Source organism: Streptomyces sp. NPDC020983 (assembly GCF_044333485.1).
Lineage (GTDB): Bacteria > Actinomycetota > Actinomycetes > Streptomycetales > Streptomycetaceae > Actinacidiphila.
On the sequence record NZ_JBIRRA010000009.1, the window covers coordinates 278254 to 296099 of the forward strand.

16 protein-coding genes and 1 tRNA gene are annotated in these 17846 nt (G+C 73.3%); 6 read left to right on the forward strand and 11 right to left on the reverse strand.

Annotated features, from left to right (window positions below):
- Positions 1–4: 4 nt before the first annotated feature.
- From ACH4SE_RS22175 to ACH4SE_RS22195, 5 genes are read right to left on the reverse strand one after another with little or no spacing between them, the layout of a single operon-like run.
- Positions 5–889 carry a glycosyltransferase family 2 protein gene (locus tag ACH4SE_RS22175; RefSeq protein ID WP_398545138.1) on the reverse strand — a complete coding sequence of 295 codons (885 nt, stop codon included), beginning with the start codon at positions 887–889 and terminating at the stop codon, positions 5–7.
- A gap of 16 nt (positions 890–905) precedes the next feature.
- Positions 906–1685 carry a CDP-alcohol phosphatidyltransferase family protein gene (locus ACH4SE_RS22180; RefSeq protein ID WP_398545139.1) on the reverse strand — a complete coding sequence of 260 codons (780 nt, stop codon included), beginning with the start codon at positions 1683–1685 and terminating at the stop codon, positions 906–908.
- Positions 1663–2724, reverse strand: a complete 1062-nt coding sequence (locus tag ACH4SE_RS22185) for an iron-containing alcohol dehydrogenase family protein (RefSeq protein ID WP_398545140.1) — start codon at positions 2722–2724, stop codon at positions 1663–1665. Before ACH4SE_RS22185 ends, ACH4SE_RS22180 begins: the two co-directional genes overlap by 23 nt.
- Positions 2712–3464 (reverse strand): sugar phosphate nucleotidyltransferase, encoded by a 753-nt coding sequence (locus ACH4SE_RS22190; protein ID WP_398545141.1) that lies wholly within the window; start codon positions 3462–3464, stop codon positions 2712–2714. The genes ACH4SE_RS22185 and ACH4SE_RS22190 overlap by 13 nt, the downstream gene beginning before the upstream one ends.
- Positions 3461–5371, reverse strand: coding sequence for a DUF5941 domain-containing protein (locus ACH4SE_RS22195; RefSeq protein ID WP_398545266.1), 1911 nt, complete (start codon positions 5369–5371; stop codon positions 3461–3463). Before ACH4SE_RS22195 ends, ACH4SE_RS22190 begins: the two co-directional genes overlap by 4 nt.
- Before the next feature lie 479 nt (positions 5372–5850).
- Between ACH4SE_RS22195 and ACH4SE_RS22200 the strand changes: the two genes are divergently transcribed.
- Together ACH4SE_RS22200 and idi are read left to right on the forward strand one after the other, a co-directional pair.
- Positions 5851–6867, forward strand: coding sequence for a cation diffusion facilitator family transporter (locus ACH4SE_RS22200; RefSeq protein ID WP_398545142.1), 1017 nt, complete (start codon positions 5851–5853; stop codon positions 6865–6867).
- 194 nt (positions 6868–7061) lie between these two features.
- The gene (idi, locus tag ACH4SE_RS22205) at positions 7062–7664 is read left to right on the forward strand and encodes an isopentenyl-diphosphate Delta-isomerase (protein WP_398545143.1); all 603 of its coding nucleotides are present in this window, start codon (positions 7062–7064) and stop codon (positions 7662–7664) included.
- A gap of 32 nt (positions 7665–7696) precedes the next feature.
- On the opposite strand, the gene ACH4SE_RS22210 is transcribed toward idi, so the two are convergent.
- The 3 genes from ACH4SE_RS22210 to ACH4SE_RS22220 all read right to left on the reverse strand — a co-directional run bounded on the left by ACH4SE_RS22210 (position 7697) and on the right by ACH4SE_RS22220 (position 10257).
- Positions 7697–8182 (reverse strand): ATP-binding protein, encoded by a 486-nt coding sequence (locus tag ACH4SE_RS22210; RefSeq protein ID WP_398545144.1) that lies wholly within the window; start codon positions 8180–8182, stop codon positions 7697–7699.
- A 308-nt stretch (positions 8183–8490) separates the two neighbouring features.
- The gene (locus ACH4SE_RS22215; protein ID WP_398545145.1) at positions 8491–9378 is read right to left on the reverse strand and encodes a DMT family transporter; all 888 of its coding nucleotides are present in this window, start codon (positions 9376–9378) and stop codon (positions 8491–8493) included.
- 39 nt (positions 9379–9417) lie between these two features.
- Positions 9418–10257: a TrmB family transcriptional regulator gene (locus tag ACH4SE_RS22220; protein WP_398545146.1), complete on the reverse strand. Its 840-nt coding sequence runs from the start codon at positions 10255–10257 to the stop codon at positions 9418–9420.
- A 399-nt stretch (positions 10258–10656) separates the two neighbouring features.
- Here ACH4SE_RS22220 and ACH4SE_RS22225 point away from each other — a divergent pair, with 399 nt between their 5' ends.
- Complete coding sequence (locus ACH4SE_RS22225; RefSeq protein ID WP_398545267.1) at positions 10657–12597, forward strand: putative Ig domain-containing protein; 1941 nt, start codon at positions 10657–10659, stop codon at positions 12595–12597.
- A gap of 95 nt (positions 12598–12692) precedes the next feature.
- On the opposite strand, the gene ACH4SE_RS22230 is transcribed toward ACH4SE_RS22225, so the two are convergent.
- Entirely contained in the window at positions 12693–13136 is a 444-nt protein-coding gene (locus ACH4SE_RS22230) for a hypothetical protein (protein ID WP_398545147.1), read from the reverse strand.
- A 115-nt stretch (positions 13137–13251) separates the two neighbouring features.
- The gene (locus ACH4SE_RS22235) at positions 13252–14886 is read right to left on the reverse strand and encodes an ABC-F family ATP-binding cassette domain-containing protein (protein WP_398545148.1); all 1635 of its coding nucleotides are present in this window, start codon (positions 14884–14886) and stop codon (positions 13252–13254) included.
- Positions 14887–15057: 171 nt separating this feature from the next.
- Between ACH4SE_RS22235 and ACH4SE_RS22240 the strand changes: the two genes are divergently transcribed.
- Positions 15058–15354 (forward strand): DUF6343 family protein, encoded by a 297-nt coding sequence (locus ACH4SE_RS22240; RefSeq protein WP_398545149.1) that lies wholly within the window; start codon positions 15058–15060, stop codon positions 15352–15354.
- Between the two features lie 50 nt (positions 15355–15404).
- Here the strand turns inward: ACH4SE_RS22240 and ACH4SE_RS22245 are convergent.
- Positions 15405–15478 (reverse strand) — tRNA-Met (locus ACH4SE_RS22245).
- A 164-nt stretch (positions 15479–15642) separates the two neighbouring features.
- Between ACH4SE_RS22245 and ACH4SE_RS22250 the strand changes: the two genes are divergently transcribed.
- Positions 15643–16008 (forward strand): hypothetical protein, encoded by a 366-nt coding sequence (locus tag ACH4SE_RS22250; RefSeq protein WP_398545150.1) that lies wholly within the window; start codon positions 15643–15645, stop codon positions 16006–16008.
- Positions 16009–16399: 391 nt separating this feature from the next.
- Positions 16400–17653, forward strand: coding sequence for a helix-turn-helix domain-containing protein (locus ACH4SE_RS22255; RefSeq protein ID WP_398545151.1), 1254 nt, complete (start codon positions 16400–16402; stop codon positions 17651–17653).
- The last annotated feature ends 193 nt before the right edge of the window (positions 17654–17846 follow it).

Genomic DNA, 17846 nt, shown 5'->3' on the forward strand with positions numbered 1-17846 from the left:
CTTGTCAGATGATCGGCGGTCGGCCCAGCCGGGTCAACCGCCAGACCGTCCGCCACTTCATCGGCCGCCGCTCTCCGGCGGGCTTTGCCCAGCCCTCACGGAAGCCGCCGAGCCACGCGCGCAGCGCCGCGCCCGACGGCCGCCGCAGCAGCGTCAGGGCGAACCACACGCCGAGGTACACGGGGACCAGCAGCCACGGCAGGTTGCGCCGGGCCAGCCACACCCGGTTACGGGCCACCATGCGGTGGTAGACCGCGTGCCGGGCCGGCGAGGTCGCCGGATGGTGCAGTACGAGGTCGGAACGGTAGTCGATCATCCAGCCGGCGTCGAGTGCGCGCCAGGCCAGGTCCGTCTCCTCGTGGGCGTAGAAGAACTCCGCCGGCAGCAGCCCGACCTCTTCGAGGACCGCGGTGCGGACGGCGTTCGCACCGCCCAGGAAGGTCGTCACGCGAGAGCTGCGCATCGGGTCGGAGGCGCGCAGCCGTGGGACGTGGCGGCGCTGGGTGACCCCGGTGTCCGGGTCGGCGATCCGGAAGCTGATGATGCCGAGCCGCGGGTCGGCCGCGAACGCGGCGCGTACCAGCTCGGCGGTGTCGTCGCCGGGCAGCAGCCCGTCGTCGTCGAGGAAGAGCAGCACGTCGACCTCGCGGCCACCGGGCCCGAACAGCTCGATGCCGACGTTGCGGCCGCCGGGGATGCCCAGGTTCTCCGGCAGCTCCACGGAGCGCACGCCGGGCGGCAGCGGCGGCAGCGGGGCGCCGTTGCCGACCACCGCGACCTCGATCCGGGGGCCCTGCTGCTTGGCCACGGAGTCCAGCAGCGCCTGCAGCTCGACCGGCCGGTTGCCCATCGTCAGGACGACCGCGCCGACCGTGAGCGGCTCGCTCATGCCCGCCATGCCCGCCTCACTTCAGCCTGCTGGAGACGAGGACCGACACCAGGTGCAGCAGCGTCTGCAGAAGAGCGATTCCGGCCAGAACCGCGACGCCGAGCCGGGTGAAGAACAGGTCCCCGCGGATCTGGTCGGCGACGGCCAGCACCAGGATCAGCAGCGACGCCTCGATGCCCAGGATCAGCCGGTGGAACTTCAGCGCGGAGGCCGCCCGGCGGGCGAGCGCGACACCGGAGGAGCGCGGCTCGGAGGCGGCCTCCTTGACCGGCGGCAGCCCGCCCTGGTGCCGGGCGACGCCGACCAGGTCGGTCTCGGCCTTGATCAGGACGGCGCCGAGCGCGGCCAGGGTGCCCAGGAAGGCCCACAGCCAGTCGATCCGGCCGTCGCCGAAGAGGTCCGCGGCCCGCAGCCCGAAGCCGACCAGCACGGCGGCGTCGGTGAGGTAGGCGCCGACCCGGTCGAGGTAGACACCGCTCAGCGAGTACTGCTTCTTCCAGCGGGCGATCTCGCCGTCCACGCAGTCGAGCAGCAGGTACAGCTGGACCATCAGCACGCCGAGGACCGCGCCGGTGATGCCGGGCACCAGCAGGGCCGGGGCGGCGAGCACGCCGAAGACGGTCATCAGGTACGTCAGCTGGTTGGGCGTGACGGAGGTCGGCACGAGGTGCCGGTCTATGCGCAGGGAGACCTCGCGCATGTAGAGCCGCCCGGCCCAGTGCTCGCCGCTGCGCCGGTCCTTCACCCCCGGCGGGTGAACGACCGGGCGCAGTTCAGCTACTGATGGTTTTGGCATAGTCGGCGTACGCGTCCCTGATCTCGGTGGCGGACAGGTCGAGGTGTTCCAGGATCGTGAAGCGGCCGGGGCGGGTCTGCGGCGCGAAGGCCACCGCCTCGACGAATTCCGCCTCGGTGAAGCCCATCTCCGTGGGCAGCACGGGCAGGCCGTGCCGCCGCAGCGTCTCCGCGATCAGGCCGGAGACCCCGGGCTCGCCGCGCAGGTGCATCGCGAAGGCGGCGCCGAGGCCGACCTGCTCGCCGTGCGCGGCCGCGCGCGCGGGGAAGAGCAGGTCGAAGGCGTGGCTGATCTCGTGGCAGGCTCCGGAGGAGGGCCGCGAGTCGCCGCTGATGGACATCGCGATCCCCGAGAGCACCAGGCCCTCGGCGAGGACGCCGAGGAAGTCGTCGTCGCCGATCCCGCCGGGGTGGCGCAGTATGGCCTCGCCCGCGCTGCGGGCCATCGCCGCGGCGAGGCCGTCGATGCGCTCACCGGTCTCGCGGTGGGACAGCTCCCAGTCGGCGATGGCCGAGAGGTTGGAGACCGCGTCGCCGATCCCGGCCCGCACGTAGCGGGGCGGCGCCTCCCGGATGACGTCCGTGTCGACGACCACCGCGATGGGCGTGGGCACACCGTACGAGCCGCGGCCGTTGTCGTTGTCCAGGGTGGACACCGGCGAGCAGATGCCGTCGTGCGACAGGTTGGTCGCCACGGCCACCATGGGCAGGCCGACCCGGGCGGCGGCGTACTTCGTGACGTCGATGATCTTGCCGCCGCCCAGGCCCACCACCGCGTCGTAGCGCTTGCCGCGCATGGCGTCGGCGAGCGTGACGGCCGCGTCGATGGTGCCGCCGGCGACCGGGAACCAGTCGGCGCCGGGCATCTCGGGGGCCAGCGACTCCCGCAGCCGGGCGCCCGAGCCGTCGCTGACGGCGAAGGCGAGCTTGCCCGACGTGGAGATCCGCTGGTCGGCCAGCAGCGGCGACAGGTGGGCCAGCGCGCCGGCCCGGATGTCGACGACGACCGGCGAGGGGATCAGCCGGGTCAGTACTGGCACGCGATCTCCCGGCCCTTGGCGAGGTCGGCGTGGTTGTCGATCTCGACCCACGCCACGTCGCCGATCGGGGCCACGTCGACGGTCAGGCCGCGGTCGACCATCTCCTGGTAGCCGTCCTCGTAGTACAGGCCGGGGTCGCGCTCGAAGGTCGTCCGGAGGGCGTCGGCGAGGTCCGCGGCCGCCTCCGGCTCGATGAGGGTCACCCCGATGTACTCGCCGGTGGCCTCGGCCGGGTCCATGAGCTTGGTGATCCGGCGCACCCCGCGGCCCGGCTCGGCGACGACCTTCATCTCCTCGTCGGCGAGCCGCTTGGCGGTGTCCAGCGCGAGGATCATGCGCCGGCCCTCACCGCGCGCCGCGAGCAGCGTGCGCTCGACGGAGACGGGGTGGACGGTGTCGCCGTTGGCCAGAATCACCCCCTGGTCGAACAGGCCGCGCGCGCACCACAGGGAGTACGCGTTGTTCCACTCCTCGGCCTTGTCGTTGTCGACCAGGGTCAGCTTGAGCCCGTAGGCCGCCTCCAGCGCGGCCTGGCGCGCGTAGACGGCCTCCTTGCGGTAGCCGACGACGATCGCGGCCTCGGTGAGGCCCACCTCGGCGAAGTTGCGCAGCGTGAGGTCGAGCACGGTCAGGCTGTCCGGCGCGTCCTGCGGGCCGACGGGCACCAGGGCCTTGGGCAGGGTGTCCGTGTGGGGACGCAGGCGCCTGCCTGCGCCGGCTGCCAGCACGAGGCCGATCATGCGGGTTCTCCTGATTCGTCGTGTACGGCCGCGGCGGTCCCCGAGGTCACCCAGAAGCGGATGCTCTCGGACGCGACCAGCAGCGCGATGGCGCCGGCGAGCACCGCCAGCGTGGCCGTGAGGCCGGTGTGGTGCGCGGCGACGGCCGCCGTCAGGGCCACGGCCAGCGTGCGGCCCTCGTGCCCGCCCGCGGCCAGCACCACGGCCCGCGGCGGCGCCCCGGCGCCCCCGCGTATGCGGTACACCGTGTCGTAGTGATGGTAGGCGACGGCGGCGACCAGGCAGAAAGCGGCGGGCAGCGCCCCGTCCACCCCGCAGACGGCGGCGAGCGCCAGCGCGGTGCCGTACTCCCCCGCCCGCAGCAGCGGCGGCACGAGCCAGTCCAGCGCCCCCTTGAGGGGCAGCGCGACGGCCAGCCCCGACGTGACGGCGTAGACCACGGCGGCGAGGACCGGGTACCAGCTGCCGGCCGGGGACAGCGCGGCGGTGGCCGTCACGGCGCCCGCGCCGGCCAGCGCGGCGGCGGGGGCGGCGAAGCCGGGCAGCCGGCGGGCGAGCGGGCGCAGCGCGGCCGCCAGGGCCTCGGCGACGGGGCCGCTGTCGGCCAGGTCGGCGAGCGCCCGGGCGGCGCGGTCGGTACGGGTGGCCCGCCGGGTGAGCGAGCGCAGGACGCGCCCCGCGGTGGTGTAGCAGGCGGCGAGCGCACAGCCGGCGAGCAGTACCACGAAGGTGATCCGGGGGGTGCTGACCGCGGTCAGCACCGCTATCAGGGCCCACCGCTCGCCGATCGGCAGCACTATCATCCGGCGCGCCCACACCGTCCAGCCGACGCTGTCGAGCTTGTCGGACAGCGCGGCGGTGGGGCTGGTGTTGGCGGTGGCGTCGTGGTTGGCCTCGTTGAAGGCGAAGTCGACGACGTGCCGGCAGGTCTGGAGCACCATCGCGCCGAGCGCGAGCGCCCACACGTCGTCGCCGCCGCGGGCGGCGCCGAGGGCGAGGCCCGCGTAGTAGGCGTACTCCTTGGCCCGGTCGAAGGTCGCGTCGAGCCAGGCGCCGAGCGTGGAGTACTGGAGCGAGTAGCGGGCGAGCTGTCCGTCGGTGCAGTCCAGCACGAACGAGGCGATCAGCAGCACGCCGGCGGCCACGAAGCCGCCGCGCGTCCCGGTGGCCGCGCAGCCCGCGGCGATCAGCGCGACCAGCAGCGAGGCGGTCGTCACCTGGTTCGGGGTGAGGCCGCGGCGGGCGCACCAGCGCGCGATGTAGCGCGAGTACGGGCTGATGAAGTGGGTGGTGAAGAAGCCGTCGCGCGACTTGACGGCGCTGCGCAGCCGTACCGACTCCTCGTCGACGGCGGCGACGGCGCCTGCGGCGGCCTCGGCGGCGGCGGCGTCGGCGGGCACCTCGGCGACCAGGACGCCCAGCTCGGGGCGGTGGACGGGCTCGCCCAGCGCCGCCAGCCGGACGGCGAGCGCGTCGGGCAGTACGTCCCGCGCGTCCCCGCGGCGCGGGCCGGGCAGCGACACGGCTCCCGCCTGGGCCTCCACGGCGAGGGATCCCGCCGCGCCGGCCGCCGTCGCGGTGCCGCCGTCCGGCGTGCCCGGGGCGGCCGCGGCGCCGCCCGGCTGCCCGGCGGGGCGCGGCGCGCCCCCGGCAGCGGCGGCCGGGCCGCCCGGCGCCGCGAGGGCGCGCAGCAGGGCGGGGCGGGCGGCGGGGCGTACGGTCAGGGCGCCGGTGACGGCGGCGGCGTCGAAGCGCGGGTCGGTCAGGGCCAGCCGCAGCGCGTGCCGGTGCCCGCGGAAGCGGCGGTCCACCACGGCCACCCGCTCGCCCGCGGCAGCCCCGGCGATCCGGGCCGCCACGGCGTCGGACGTGTCCGCCTCGACGACCTGGAACCCCAGCGCGCGCAGGTCGTCCACCAGCGGGGACGGACCTGCGGCGGGCGGGCCGGTGAGAATAGCGGTCGGCAGAGGAACCCACTCCCTGAACGTGTGCGAAGGCCGTGCCCGCAGGCGGTTTGCGGCGGCGCGGAGGACCGCCCGGCTCGACGGCCGAGGCTATCGGATGGACGACGAGAGCCGTTCACCGAGTATTGGCCCAAACTTGGCGCGTACGGCGTGATCATCATGCGCGATCCGCGGCGCCCCGACAACCACCCCCCCGGGTACTGCGTACGGGTGACCTCGGCGGTCTTTCCCGCGGGCCCGCCGCGTGGCATGTCGTCGCAGGTCACCGCACATGACAACGGTCTCCAGTGCCGGCTTGCCCACCACGGGTGACCGGTGTTGACTGGCCGCCGCGGCCGGAGGTCGTCCGTACCCCGGGTACCTTCCGCGTCAGCCGGCTCCGGAACGGCACACGGCAGCGCACGAGGGAAGGGGACGCGCCGATGGGGGCAGCACGCAGCGAGCACGCCGGGGCCACCCGGCAGGGCCGGCCCGGCCACGGGCACGGCGGCGGCCGCGTGCACGACCACGGTCACGGGCACGGCGGGCACGGCCACGCGCACGGGCTCGGCACGGCGACCGCCGAGCACCGCGGACGGCTGCTGGTGGCGCTCGGCATCACCGTGCTGGTGCTGGCCACCGAGGTGGTCGGCAGCCTGGTCACGGGCTCGCTCGCGCTGCTCGCCGACGCCGGGCACATGGCCACCGACGCCGCGGGGATCGCGATGGCGCTGCTGGCCGTGCACATCGCCGCCCGCCCGCCGAGCGAGCGCCGGACCTTCGGCTACGCGCGTGCCGAGATCCTGGCCGCGGTGATCAACGCGGTGCTGCTCTTCGGCGTCGGGGCCTTCATCTTCGCCGAGGGCATCTCCCGGCTGGTGTCCCCGCAGCACTTCGCGGGCGGCGCCACGATCGTGTTCGGCCTGGTCGGCATGGCCGCGAACACCGTCTCGCTGCTGGTGCTGATGGGCGGCCAGCGCGAGAGCCTGAACGTGCGCGGGGCGTTCCTGGAGGTGATGGCCGACGCGCTGGGCTCCTTCGCGGTCGTGGTGGCGGCCGTGGTCTTCCTCACCACCGGCTGGCGGGAGGCCGACGCGGTGGCGTCGCTGCTGATCGGCGTGCTGATCGTGCCGCGGACCTGGCGGCTGCTGCGCGAGGCGGTGGACGTGCTGCTGGAGGCCGCGCCCAAGGACGTCGACATGGCGGCGGTACGGCACCACATCGAGGGTCTCAAGGGCGTGGAGGGCCTGCACGACCTGCACGCCTGGACCATCACCTCGGGGCTGCCGGTGCTGTCGGCGCACGTGGTGGTCAGCCAGGACGTGCTGGAGGAGGTGGGGTACGAGAAGATGCTGCACGATCTCCAGGGGTGCCTGGGCACCCACTTCGACGTCGAGCACTGCACCTTCCAGCTGGAGCCGGCCGGCCACGCCGAGCACGAGGCGCGGCTGTGCCACTGACGGCGCCGCGCGCCCCCGCACGCCGCTCCCGTACCACCCCCGCACCACCGTGCGGCGGTGCCGCCGGCATATCCCCGCGTACGCCCTGACGTGCGGGTAGAGCTCCGCCATGGACGGGTGTGGTGGAGTGCGCGATCAGCCGGTCCCCGGGTGAGGCAGACTGAGGACCCGTCGTCGAAACACGAAGGATGGTTATGCCTACCAGCCCTGCCGCCGGCATCCCCGCCACGCCGCCGTCCACGGCCGAGGCCGCGGAGCCGATCATGCTGGAACTGGTCGACGAGGGCGGTGTGACGATCGGCACGGCCGAGAAGCTGTCGGCGCACACGGCGCCGGGCCGGCTGCACCGGGCGTTCTCGGTCTTCCTCTTCGACGACGAGGGCCGGCTGCTGCTCCAGCGCAGGGCGCTGGGCAAGTACCACTCCCCCGGGGTGTGGTCCAACACCTGCTGCGGCCACCCCTACCCCGGCGAGCCGCCGTTCGTCGCCGCGGCGCGGCGCACCGCGGAGGAGCTGGGGGCCGCGCCGGTGCTCATGCGGGAGGCCGGCACGGTGCGCTACAACCACCCCGACCCGGCGTCGGGCCTGGTGGAGCAGGAATTCAACCACCTCTTCGTGGGTCTGGCCGGCGGGGAGCTGCGGCCGGATCCGGAAGAGATCGACGACATCGCCTTCGTCACGCCCGAGGAGCTGGCCAAGCGGCGGGCCGACGGGACGTTCTCGGCGTGGTTCGGCACGGTGCTGGACGCTGCGCTGCCCGCGGTGCGCGAGGTCACCGGGGGCGGCGCGGGCTGGTAGCCGGTCCGCCCGCGGGCCGGGCGCGCGGCGGGTCAGCGGACGGCGGGCCGCAGCGGCACGGCCGCCCAGATCACCTTGCCGCCGGTGGCGGTCTGGGCCACGTCGCAGCTGCCGCCGGCCTCGGCGGTGATCGTCTTGACCAGGAGCAGCCCGCGGCCGCCGGTCCTGGCGTGGTCGGTCTCCAGCGCCTTGGGCCGGTAGGGGTGCTGGTCCTCGACCGCGACCCTGATCCAGTCCGGCCCGACGGCGACCTCGACGCCCAGCTCGGGCGACAGCACGGCCGCGTGCCGGACGGCATTGGTGACCAGCTCGGAGACGATCACCAGCAGCCCGTAGAGGATGTCCTCGTCGATCGGCACCCCGAGGTCCGCGACGAGGCTGCGGACCCCGTGCCGCACCTGGGGCACCGAGGAGTCCACGGCGGCGGCGGTGAAGCGCCAGACGCCTTCGTACGACCCAGGAGCCGGGATCTGGTCGTGCGCGATCCTCCCGCGGACGTCCATGACCGTACCCACCATCGCCTTCGGTTGTGAGTCCCCGCAGGCGCCACCGGTCCTCCGGCGGCTTCCGCCCTCATGCCACGAGTGTCGTGAACGCCGCACCGCGGCAGCGCGGGAAACCGCAAGGTCCACATGTTTGGACGCTTTCCGACCGCTTCCGATCGCTTGTGCCAGCGGTTTGAGGGTTTACGACCTTCTCCTCGCCAGATATCACCGCGGCCGCCGCGGACCGCGGCGCGTACGGCGGCACGGCGGGCGCGGCGGCGGTACGGCGGCACGGCGGGCACGGCGGGGCACGGCGGTGGTACGGGCCGGGCGCGGGTGCCTCAGCGCAGGCGGGTGGCGCCGACGGGCTCGCGCTCGGCGGCGCCGGCGGGCATCGCCGGGTGCCGCCCGAGCAGCACCACGCCCACCACGATCGCCGCCAGGCCCGCGGCCTCCCAGGCCAGCGCGCCGGCGGTGAAGCGCAGCCGGTCGCCGAGGAAGCCCACTCCGCAGACGATGCCGGCGATCGGCTGGGCGGCGGTGAGCGACGGCAGCGACATCCGCAGCGGGGCCATCTCGAAGGCGCTCTGCACCAGCAGCATGCCGGTCAGGCCGAGCCCGCCGACCGCGTACGGCTGCCAGGACACCAGGAGCCGGTCGATCCCCTCGTCCTGGACGATCTGGCCGCACACCCGGGTCAGCGAGTCCTGCAGGCCGTAGAGCAGCCCGGCGGCGAGGCCGAGCAGGGCCGCCTCGCCGGAGCGGGACAGCCGGCGCGCCTTGAGGGTGAGCACCAGGGCGATCCCGGCGACCGTGCCGAAGACCAGCCAGTGCCGCAGCGCGCCGGCCTCCGCACCGCCGCCCGTGGGGCGCCCGGCCACGATGAAGGCGGTCACCCCGAGCGCGAGCAGGGCGACGCCCAGCCAGCCGTTCCAGCCGAGCGGCTGGCCGGTCAGCCGGCGGGACAGCGCCATGGCGAAGAGCAGGTTGGTCGCGGTGAGCGGTTCGACGAGGGAGATCTCGCCGTAACCGAGGGCGATCGCGCCGAGCACCTGGCCGCACACCATGAGCCCGACGCCGAGCAGCCAGTCGGGCATGTGGATCAGGTCGAGCAGCAGCCGGAAGGACAGGAAGTCCGCCAGCGGGGCACGGGCGGCCGCGCGCTGCTGCAGCACGAAACCGAAGCCGAGGCAGCAGGCGGCGCCCAAGCCGAGCAGGAACACGGCCACATGCTCACTCTAGCCCCGGATGTCGTGGTCAAACGTGTGTCAGGAGGGAACGGCCCCCGTGTCGGGCGCAAGGGCGCTGGAGGCCGTACGGGCGCCCTCCCACACGGTCAGGAACGCCAGCCGCAGGCACGCGGCCAGCGCGGGGTGCTCGATGTAGAGCGCGGTGGTCGCCCCGGTGCCGGCCACCGGGTCGGGCATGTCGCACAGCACGAGGCGGGCGTCGGCGACGATGAGCTTGAGCGGCAGCTCGTCGGTGAAGCGGCACTCCTCGCCGGCCGCGCCGAAGCGCCGCACGTTCTCCAGCACCTCGCCGTCGTCGAGGGCGTCGCGGGTGTAGATGGCCCGCACGGTGCCGCCGGAGCGGTGCAGCCGACGGGTGGCGCGGATGCCGGCGGTGTTGGCGGCGGGGGCGACGAAGGGAGGCTTGCAGAAGCTGAGCAGCTCCTCGCGGGCGTGCGCCTGGATGTCGGCGAAGGCCTCGGCGATGGCCTTGGGGTCGCGCAGGATCTCGACGTAGTCCAGCGGCACGGTCTGGTCCCGGCCGTCCGTCCAGACCGGGACGAGTGCGGTGGTCAGCGCGGTGGACACCCGGTCGAGGCGCTCCAGCTGCTCGCGCTGAAGGGTCATCAGCCGGGCGACGGCCAGCTCGGGGTCGACGGCGGAGAAGGTCGCGACACGCCCGGGGTGCGCGACGGCGAGCCGCCGCCGTACGAGGGTGTCCAGCACGTCGTAGACCCGCTGCCGGGGCACGTCGGCGGCGCGCGCGACCTCGGCGGCGGTGTAGGACTCGCGGCGCACCAGGGCGAGGTAGACCCGCGCCTCGTAGCGCGCGAGCCCCAGCGCGACAAGGTCTCCCACGGTCTCTTCCTCGGTGTCCATGGCGTCACAACGTATACGTCCGCGGCCGGTCGCGGCAGCGGGCGGGAGAACTGTGACCACGGTTTCGAGGGAAAGGCTTTGCCATTACCCGGTGGTCCCTTGGGGCAGGTTTCACTACGTTCAGCGTGGCCACCACTGAACGTGGTGGCAGTGAACGGGCGTTGACAACTCTCGTCGACGTGATCACCGGTGAACGTGCGCCACACGAATGTCCCAGTCGGAACCGTTCGATGGTCTGTTGTCATGACCCTGACAGATTTGACCGTCCGGCGGACCCCCGGGAGCCGATCCCCCACGGAGGGCAGTTCATTGCAGCTGACAAGTCCCGGCCCGATCAGACGAGCCGTCCGCCGCGCCGCGGTGGCGATCGTCGCCTCGGGCGCGCTGATCACCGGCGGCATGCTCGCCGCCGCGGCCCCGTCGTCGGCGGCCGCCGTACCCACCACCGGGACCGCCGCCACCGGTGCGACCGGCAGCGCGGCGAGCTCCACCACCGCGCACCTGTGCGCCAGGCCGTCCACGCCCGGCGGGATGTCCTGCCTGGCGCTGGCACGTACCGACGTCGTGCACCACCTCGGCATCAGCCCCGACGCCACACCCTCCGGCTACGGCCCCACCGATCTGCAGAGCGCCTACGCCCTGCCGTCGTCGGCCGGCTCCGGCGCCACCGTGGCCATCGTCGACGCCCAGGACGACCCGAACGCCGAGGCGGACCTGGCGACGTACCGCAGCCAGTACGGACTGCCGGCCTGCACCACGGCCAACGGCTGCTTCAAGAAGGTCAACCAGACCGGCGGCACCAGCTACCCCACCGCCGACTCCGGCTGGGCCGGCGAGATCTCGCTCGACCTCGACATGGTCAGCGCGGTCTGCCCGCAGTGCCACATCCTGCTGGTCGAGGCCACCAGCGCCAGCATGTCCAACCTGGGCATCGCGGTGAACGAGGCGGTCAGCCTCGGCGCGAAGTACGTCTCGAACAGCTACGGCGGCAGCGAGTCGTCCTCCGACACCAGCTACGACTCGTCGTACTTCAACCACCCGGGCGTCGCCATCACCGTCAGCTCCGGTGACGAGGGCTACGGCGCGGAGTACCCGGCCGCCTCGAAGTACGTCACCGCCGTCGGCGGCACGGCGCTGAAGCGCGCCACCGGCACCAGCCGCGGCTGGACCGAGAGCGTCTGGAACACCTCCAGCACCGAGGGCACCGGCTCCGGCTGCTCGTCCTACGACGCCAAGCCCACCTGGCAGAGCGACTCCGGCTGCTCCAAGCGCACCATCGCCGACGTCTCCGCCGTCGCCGACCCGGCCACCGGCCTGGCCGTCTACGACAGCTACCAGGCCAGCGGCTGGCAGGTCTACGGCGGCACCAGCGCCTCGTCGCCGATCATCGCCTCCGTCTACGCCCTGGCCGGCACCCCGGCCTCCGGCACCACCCCGGCGTCGTACCCGTACGCGCACACCGGCGCGCTCAACGACGTCACCAGCGGCAGCAACGGCTCGTGCGGCGGCAGCTACCTCTGCACCGCGGCGGCCGGCTACGACGGCCCGACCGGCCTCGGCACCCCGAACGGCACGTCCGCCTTCACCAACGGCACCTCCACGGGCGGCAACACCGTGACCGTGACCAGCCCCGGCAACCAGTCCACCGTCGTGGGCACCGCCGTCAGCCTCCAGGTGCACGCCAGCGACTCCGCGTCCGGCCAGAGCCTGACCTACTCGGCGTCCGGTCTGCCCGCGGGCCTGAGCATCAACTCCTCCACCGGCGTCATCTCCGGCACCCCGACCACCGCCGGCACCTCCTCCGTGACCGTCAGCGCCTCGGACTCCACCGGCGCGTCGGGCTCGGCGTCCTTCAGCTGGGCGGTCACCACCTCGGGCGGCGGCACCTGCACCGCGGGCCAGCTGCTGGCCAACCCCGGCTTCGAGAGCGGCAGCACCGGCTGGACGGCCTCCACCGGCGTCATCGACAACAGCACCGACGCCCCGGCCCACTCCGGCTCCTACAAGGCCTGGTTCGACGGCTACGGCACCACCCACACCGACACCGTCTCCCAGTCGGTCACCATCCCGGCGAGCTGCTCCACCGCGACCCTGAGCTTCTACCTCTACATCTCCTCCGACGAGGGCACGACCGCGGCCTACGACAAGTTCACCGTCACGGCCAACGGCACGACCGTCGCCAGCTACAGCAACGTCAACCAGGGCACCGGCTACGTCCAGCGGAGCGTCAACCTCAGCTCCTACGCCGGCAAGACCGTCACCCTGAAGTTCACCGGCACCGAGGACTCCTCGTACGCCACGTCCTTCCTGCTCGACGACACCGCTCTCAACGCGAGCTGATCCCGCCTCCTGACGGGACGCCGCACCGCTGAACGCGCGACGGGCCCGGACCGGCCCCCACTGCCGGTCCGGGCCCGCCGCCGTCCCCGCCGGCGTCAGCGGACGTCGACGGCCAGCCGCCAGTGCGTGATCGCCAGGCAGCTCATCCTGCCGGGCTCCACAGGGCAGGCCCGCCTGGTGCCGGCCACCTCGGCGCGGCCCGCGGACACCCCGCGGTAGACGCCCGTGCCGATCTCCCGCAGCGCGGTGCCGGTCACGGTGCCGTCCTGCGCGGCCGCTCCGTTGCGCACCCGCAGCGTCGCCCCGACGTGCAGGCAGACGGTGCCGCCTGCCGTGCCCGGGCGGGTGAGGTCGACCACGGCGTCCCCGCAGGCCGCCCCCGTGCCCCCGGCGGACGGGCTCGTCGGATCCGGCGCCGGGAGCGTGCGGACGCCGCCCGGGCCGGAGCCGCCGGAGCCCGGGCCGGACGCGGAGCCGCACCCCGCCGCCAGCACCGCCACCGCCGCGAGCACCACCGGCAGCACGGTCCGGGTACGCATCCGAGGGCACATCGCGATCCCCTCTCCCACCGCTTCTCCGCCCCTGCGGCGGATCCTCGGCGATGGGACGCAGGCGCGTCCGATCGGGTTCCCCCCCGGCGGCCGGGCGGCGGGGTCAGTGCTCGGTGATCCGCCCGTCCGCGACCTCGATCCGCCGGGTGGTGCGCACCGCGCCGAGCATCCGCCGGTCGTGGGTGACCAGCAGCAGCGTGCCCTCGTACGCCGCCAGGGCCGACTCCAGCTGCTCGATCGCGGGCAGGTCGAGGTGGTTGGTCGGCTCGTCCAGGACCAGCAGGTTGACCCCGCGGGCCTGGAGCAGGGCCAGCGCCGCCCGGGTGCGCTCGCCGGGCGACAGGGTGGCCGCCGGGCGCATCACGTGGTCGGCCCTCAGCCCGAACTTCGCCAGCAGGGTGCGGATGTCGGCCGGCTCCAGGTCGGGCGCCGGGGCGCGGAAGGCGTCGAGCAGCGGCTCGTCGCCGCGGAAGAGGCCGCGAGCCTGGTCGACCTCGCCGATCCGCACGCCGGGGCCGAGCGCGGCGGTGCCCTCGTCGAGCGGCAGGCGGCCCAGCAGCGCGGCGAGCAGGGTGGACTTGCCGGAGCCGTTCGCACCGGTGATCGCGACGCGGTCGGCCCAGTCGATCTGCAGGTCGACCGGTCCGAGGCGGAAGCCGCCGCGGGTGACGGCCGCGCCGTGCAGCGTGGCCACGACCGCGCCGGAGCGCGGGGCGGCGGCGATCGACATCCGCAGCTCCCACTCCTTGCGCGGCTCCTCGACCTTCTCCATCCGCTCGATCATCCGGTCGGTCTGCCGTGCCTTGGCCGCCTGCTTCTCGCTGCCCTCGGCACGCGCTCTGCGGGCGATCTTGTCGTTGTCCGGGGCCTTGCGCAGCGCGTTGCGGGTGCCCTTGTCCATCCAGCCGCGCTGCATCCGCGCCCGCGCCTCGAGGCCCGCCCTGGTCTCGGCGTACTCCTCGTACTCCTCGCGGGCGTGCCGGCGCGCGGTCGCGCGCTCCTCCAGATACGCGTCGTAGCCGCCGCCGAAGACCGCGACCTGCTGCTGTGCGAGGTCCAGCTCGACGACGCGGGTGACCGTACGGGCCAGGAACTCCCGGTCGTGGCTGACCAGGACCGTGCCGGCGCGCAGGCCCGAGACGAACTTCTCCAGCCGCTCCAGCCCGTCGAGGTCCAGGTCGTTGGTCGGCTCGTCGAGCAGGAAGACGTCGTAGCGGCTCAGCAGCAGCGAGGCGAGCCCGGCACGGGCGGCCTGGCCGCCGGACAGCGCCGGCATCCGCCGGTCGAGCCCGACGCCCAGGCGGAGCGCCTCGGCCGCCTCCTCGGCGCGCTCGTCGAGGTCCGCGCCGCCGAGGGCGAGCCAGCGCTCCAGGCTCTCGGCGTAGGCGTCGTCGGCGCCCGGCGCCTCCTCGACGAGGGCCTGCGTCGCCGCGTCCAGCGCCTGCTGGGCGGCGGTCACGCCGGTCCTGCGGGCCAGGAAGTCACGGACGGACTCGTCCCTGCGGTCCGGCTCCTGCGGCAGGTAGCCGACGGTGGCGTTCACCGGGCTCAGCGTCACGGCCCCCTGCTCCGGGGCCTCCAGCCCGGCGAGCAGCCGCAGCAGCGTGGACTTGCCGGCGCCGTTGACGCCCACGAGGCCGACGACGTCGCCGGGTGCGACGACGAGGTCCAGGCCGTCGAAGAGCCGGCGGGCGCCGTGGCCGGCGGCGATGTCTTTTGCATGGAGAGTGGCACTCACGGCCCCCCAACCTACCGGCCGCCCGGCACCGGGTCGTCCCCCTCCGCGGGGAGGGGCCGTCCCGCCTCGGGTACCGACCGGTGCGGACGGGGAACCCCGGCGGCCGGAACGGTGGCCGCCTGGGCTTCCGCCGGGCGCGGCGGAGAGAGAGCCTGGAAGGAGGGAGACGACATGCGAAGGACCGGATACGAACCGACGCAGGCCCGCAGCCCGCTGCGGCTGCGGTTCGGCCTGGCACTGTGCGGCCTGCTCTGGGGCGCCGCCGCGGCCGTGGTCTTCGCCGTCTACGGCCACCCCGGCTGGGCCGCCTTCTGCGCGGCCGTGGCGGCGGTCGCGGCGGCGGACTGCGTCCTCGTCGTCCGGCGCATACGGCAGGGGGCGCACTTCCAGCCGGGACGCGACGTACCGCCGTACGAGCCGGTGCGCGAGCGGGACCGCGCGGACCACGGACAGCGGCGGGGGCCGTGAGACGACGACGGGGCCCGGTGCCTTGACGGCACCGGGCCCCGGTCTTCGAGTAGCGGGGACAGGATTTGAACCTGCGACCTCTGGGTTATGAGCCCAGCGAGCTACCGAGCTGCTCCACCCCGCGTCGGTGAACACCACCTTACGGGGTCGGCACGCCTGCGCCAAATCGTTTGCCCGGCACCCCCCGCCCCCGCCGGCCGCGGAGACCGCGACAGGCCCCGGCCGGGGCCTGCCGGGCCGGTCGCCTGCGGCGATATGCTGGGCCGCACAGAGTGACGGGGGCAGTGGATGGACAACCTGTGGTGGATCATTCCCCTGGTGCTGTTCGGCGGCGGCACCATCGGTGAACGGATCAAGGACGCGACCGACCGGCGGCACAGGCGCAAGCTCGACCTGATCAAGGCCGAGGAGCTCAGGCAGAGCGCCCTGGCCTCCGCGAACCGCCCGCCGGAGCCCATCTGCGGCTGCACCCACCACCTCGCGATGCACGGCAGGGACGACGCCAGGTGCCACGCGGTGGTGGAGACACCCTCACTGTGGGACGCCGACCGCCGGCCGCTCCAGTACGCGTCGCAGCAGTGCAACTGCCAGCAGTACGTGGGGCCCGAGCCGCTCGGCACCGTCTACGCCCCCGAGATCACCGACCTCCGCTGACGCCCCTGCCCCCCGCCCCGGCGCTCGCCGACCGCCTGCGCCGTCCCGGCGGCGGGGCCGGGCAGGCGCCCGGAAACGCTCGGGGGGACAGCCCGAAAAACAGAAAAACCCCAGATCACCTGGGGTTCTGCTGGTGTCCGAGGGGGGACTTGAACTCTCCACTCGGGCACCAGCCCTTTAGTTCGCTGACCTGCGAGAACTGAGCCTTCCGGCCTCAGAAAGCCCGTGAGCAGTGGTGCCCGTCACCTGCGGTTTCTGTCCGTTCCGGCCCGCTGTTGGTCATGCGTTGGTCACGTGGCCAACGGCGGTGGCAAGACCCACAAGACACCCTCTCGGGCGGTACATCGAAAGGGTCTCGGCAGGTGCCCGGCCGGTGTGCCAGCATCGAAGCATGCAGCCAGAGGACGGGACGGTTGGGCGAAGGGTGCGACGGCAGCGCCTTCGTCTGGGCATGGCGCAGGCTGATTTGGCCGCCGTGATGCGCCGTACCCAAGGATGGGTGTCGAAGGTCGAGAACGGCCGGGTCGAACTGGACCGGGCCAGCACGATCAATGAACTGGCCGCCGCGTTGCACTGCCATCCGAACGACTTGATCGGACGTCCGTACCCGGCCAAGGGCGAAGACAGCGCCTGGCGAACTTCTGCGGCGTCCATCGTTCGTGAGCTGCGCCGTTACGACCTGACCCCCGTCTTCGACGGGCCCGCCCGGCCCTCGGTGGTCCTCTGGGCTGAGCTTGAGAAGCTTCACGCCAAGCGTGATCAGGCTGACTACATCGGGATCATGCAGCAGCTTCCCGACCTCTTCCGAGAGAGCCGCGCGCTGGCAGAGCAGTCCTCCGGGCACGAACGCGAGGAAGCCTTCGCGATCTACACGATCTGCTGCAAGACCGCCCACAACGCGGCTCATTCGCTGGGCCATCCCGAACTGATCGCGATGGCCTGCGAGCGCGCTGCCTGGTCCGCCGCAGCTTCCGGCGACGCCATGATGCCCGCCGTGGCAAACAGCCTGCGTGCGTGGGACATGTGGGCCACCGCCGACTGGGACGATGCAACGGCCCTGCTGGACAAGTCGCTGGACGGCATCCAGCACGAGCACGGCCGGGGGGATCAGTTGGCGCTCCGCACCTGGGGCTCCCTCCAGCTTCGTGCGGCGGTAAGCGCAGCGCGAGCAGGGAACGGCGACGAGGCCAGGCACCGAGTCTCGCTTGCCCGCGAGACCAGCGCGCGCATGGATGCCTACTCCGGCCCTCCGGTACACGACAGGCACTCGCTCACGTTCTCCACCGGGAACGTCCTGGTCCACTCGGTATCCATCTCGGTGGAGATGGGTCACCACAACGAAGCGCTTCGGGAAGATGCCCGCATGGGGAAGGACAAGACGGAGACGCTGCGGTCTCTCCAGAAGTCGCGTCGCGGGCACCACCACATGGATCTGGCAAGGGCATGGCTCTGGGACGGCAACCGGGACAGGGCCGTGGACGAGTTGGAGAAGGCCGAGAGGATCGCACCGCAACTCGTTCGCAACCACCCCATCGCGCGTGCGACCCTCCGCCGCATTGTCTATGCCGAGCGGGTGGCGACCCGAGAGCGTCTGCGCCGCATGTCCAACCGCTTCCACCTGGACGAAGACCAGGTATTCCTCTGATTCATATTCATCTGTAGCCCTCTCCCTACGCTCAGTGCTGAGCCGAAGCAGACTCGGTAGCTGGGGAGGGGCACATGGGCATGACGATTGCCGTGTATCGGATCGACGTGGGGTCCGGAAAGCGCACCATCGTGCAGGACCGCTACGACGTCCGCCCCGCGACCGAGCCGACGCCCTTAAGCGCTGCTCTGCC

What these genes read in the sequence shown, in the direction of transcription:
- ACH4SE_RS22180 (WP_398545139.1), bottom strand. Translation starts at nt 1,685, where the DNA reads ATGCCAAAACCATCAGTAGCTGAACTGCGCCCGGTCGTTCACCCGCCG.
- ACH4SE_RS22200 (WP_398545142.1), top strand. Translation starts at nt 5,851, where the DNA reads ATGGGGGCAGCACGCAGCGAGCACGCCGGGGCCACCCGGCAGGGCCGG.
- ACH4SE_RS22175 (WP_398545138.1), bottom strand. Translation starts at nt 889, where the DNA reads ATGAGCGAGCCGCTCACGGTCGGCGCGGTCGTCCTGACGATGGGCAAC.
- ACH4SE_RS22255 (WP_398545151.1), top strand. Translation starts at nt 16,400, where the DNA reads ATGCAGCCAGAGGACGGGACGGTTGGGCGAAGGGTGCGACGGCAGCGC.
- idi (WP_398545143.1), top strand. Translation starts at nt 7,062, where the DNA reads ATGCCTACCAGCCCTGCCGCCGGCATCCCCGCCACGCCGCCGTCCACG.
- ACH4SE_RS22250 (WP_398545150.1), top strand. Translation starts at nt 15,643, where the DNA reads ATGGACAACCTGTGGTGGATCATTCCCCTGGTGCTGTTCGGCGGCGGC.
- ACH4SE_RS22225 (WP_398545267.1), top strand. Translation starts at nt 10,657, where the DNA reads ATGCTCGCCGCCGCGGCCCCGTCGTCGGCGGCCGCCGTACCCACCACC.
- ACH4SE_RS22190 (WP_398545141.1), bottom strand. Translation starts at nt 3,464, where the DNA reads ATGATCGGCCTCGTGCTGGCAGCCGGCGCAGGCAGGCGCCTGCGTCCC.
- ACH4SE_RS22230 (WP_398545147.1), bottom strand. Translation starts at nt 13,136, where the DNA reads ATGCGTACCCGGACCGTGCTGCCGGTGGTGCTCGCGGCGGTGGCGGTG.
- ACH4SE_RS22240 (WP_398545149.1), top strand. Translation starts at nt 15,058, where the DNA reads ATGCGAAGGACCGGATACGAACCGACGCAGGCCCGCAGCCCGCTGCGG.
- ACH4SE_RS22220 (WP_398545146.1), bottom strand. Translation starts at nt 10,257, where the DNA reads ATGGACACCGAGGAAGAGACCGTGGGAGACCTTGTCGCGCTGGGGCTC.
- ACH4SE_RS22210 (WP_398545144.1), bottom strand. Translation starts at nt 8,182, where the DNA reads ATGGTGGGTACGGTCATGGACGTCCGCGGGAGGATCGCGCACGACCAG.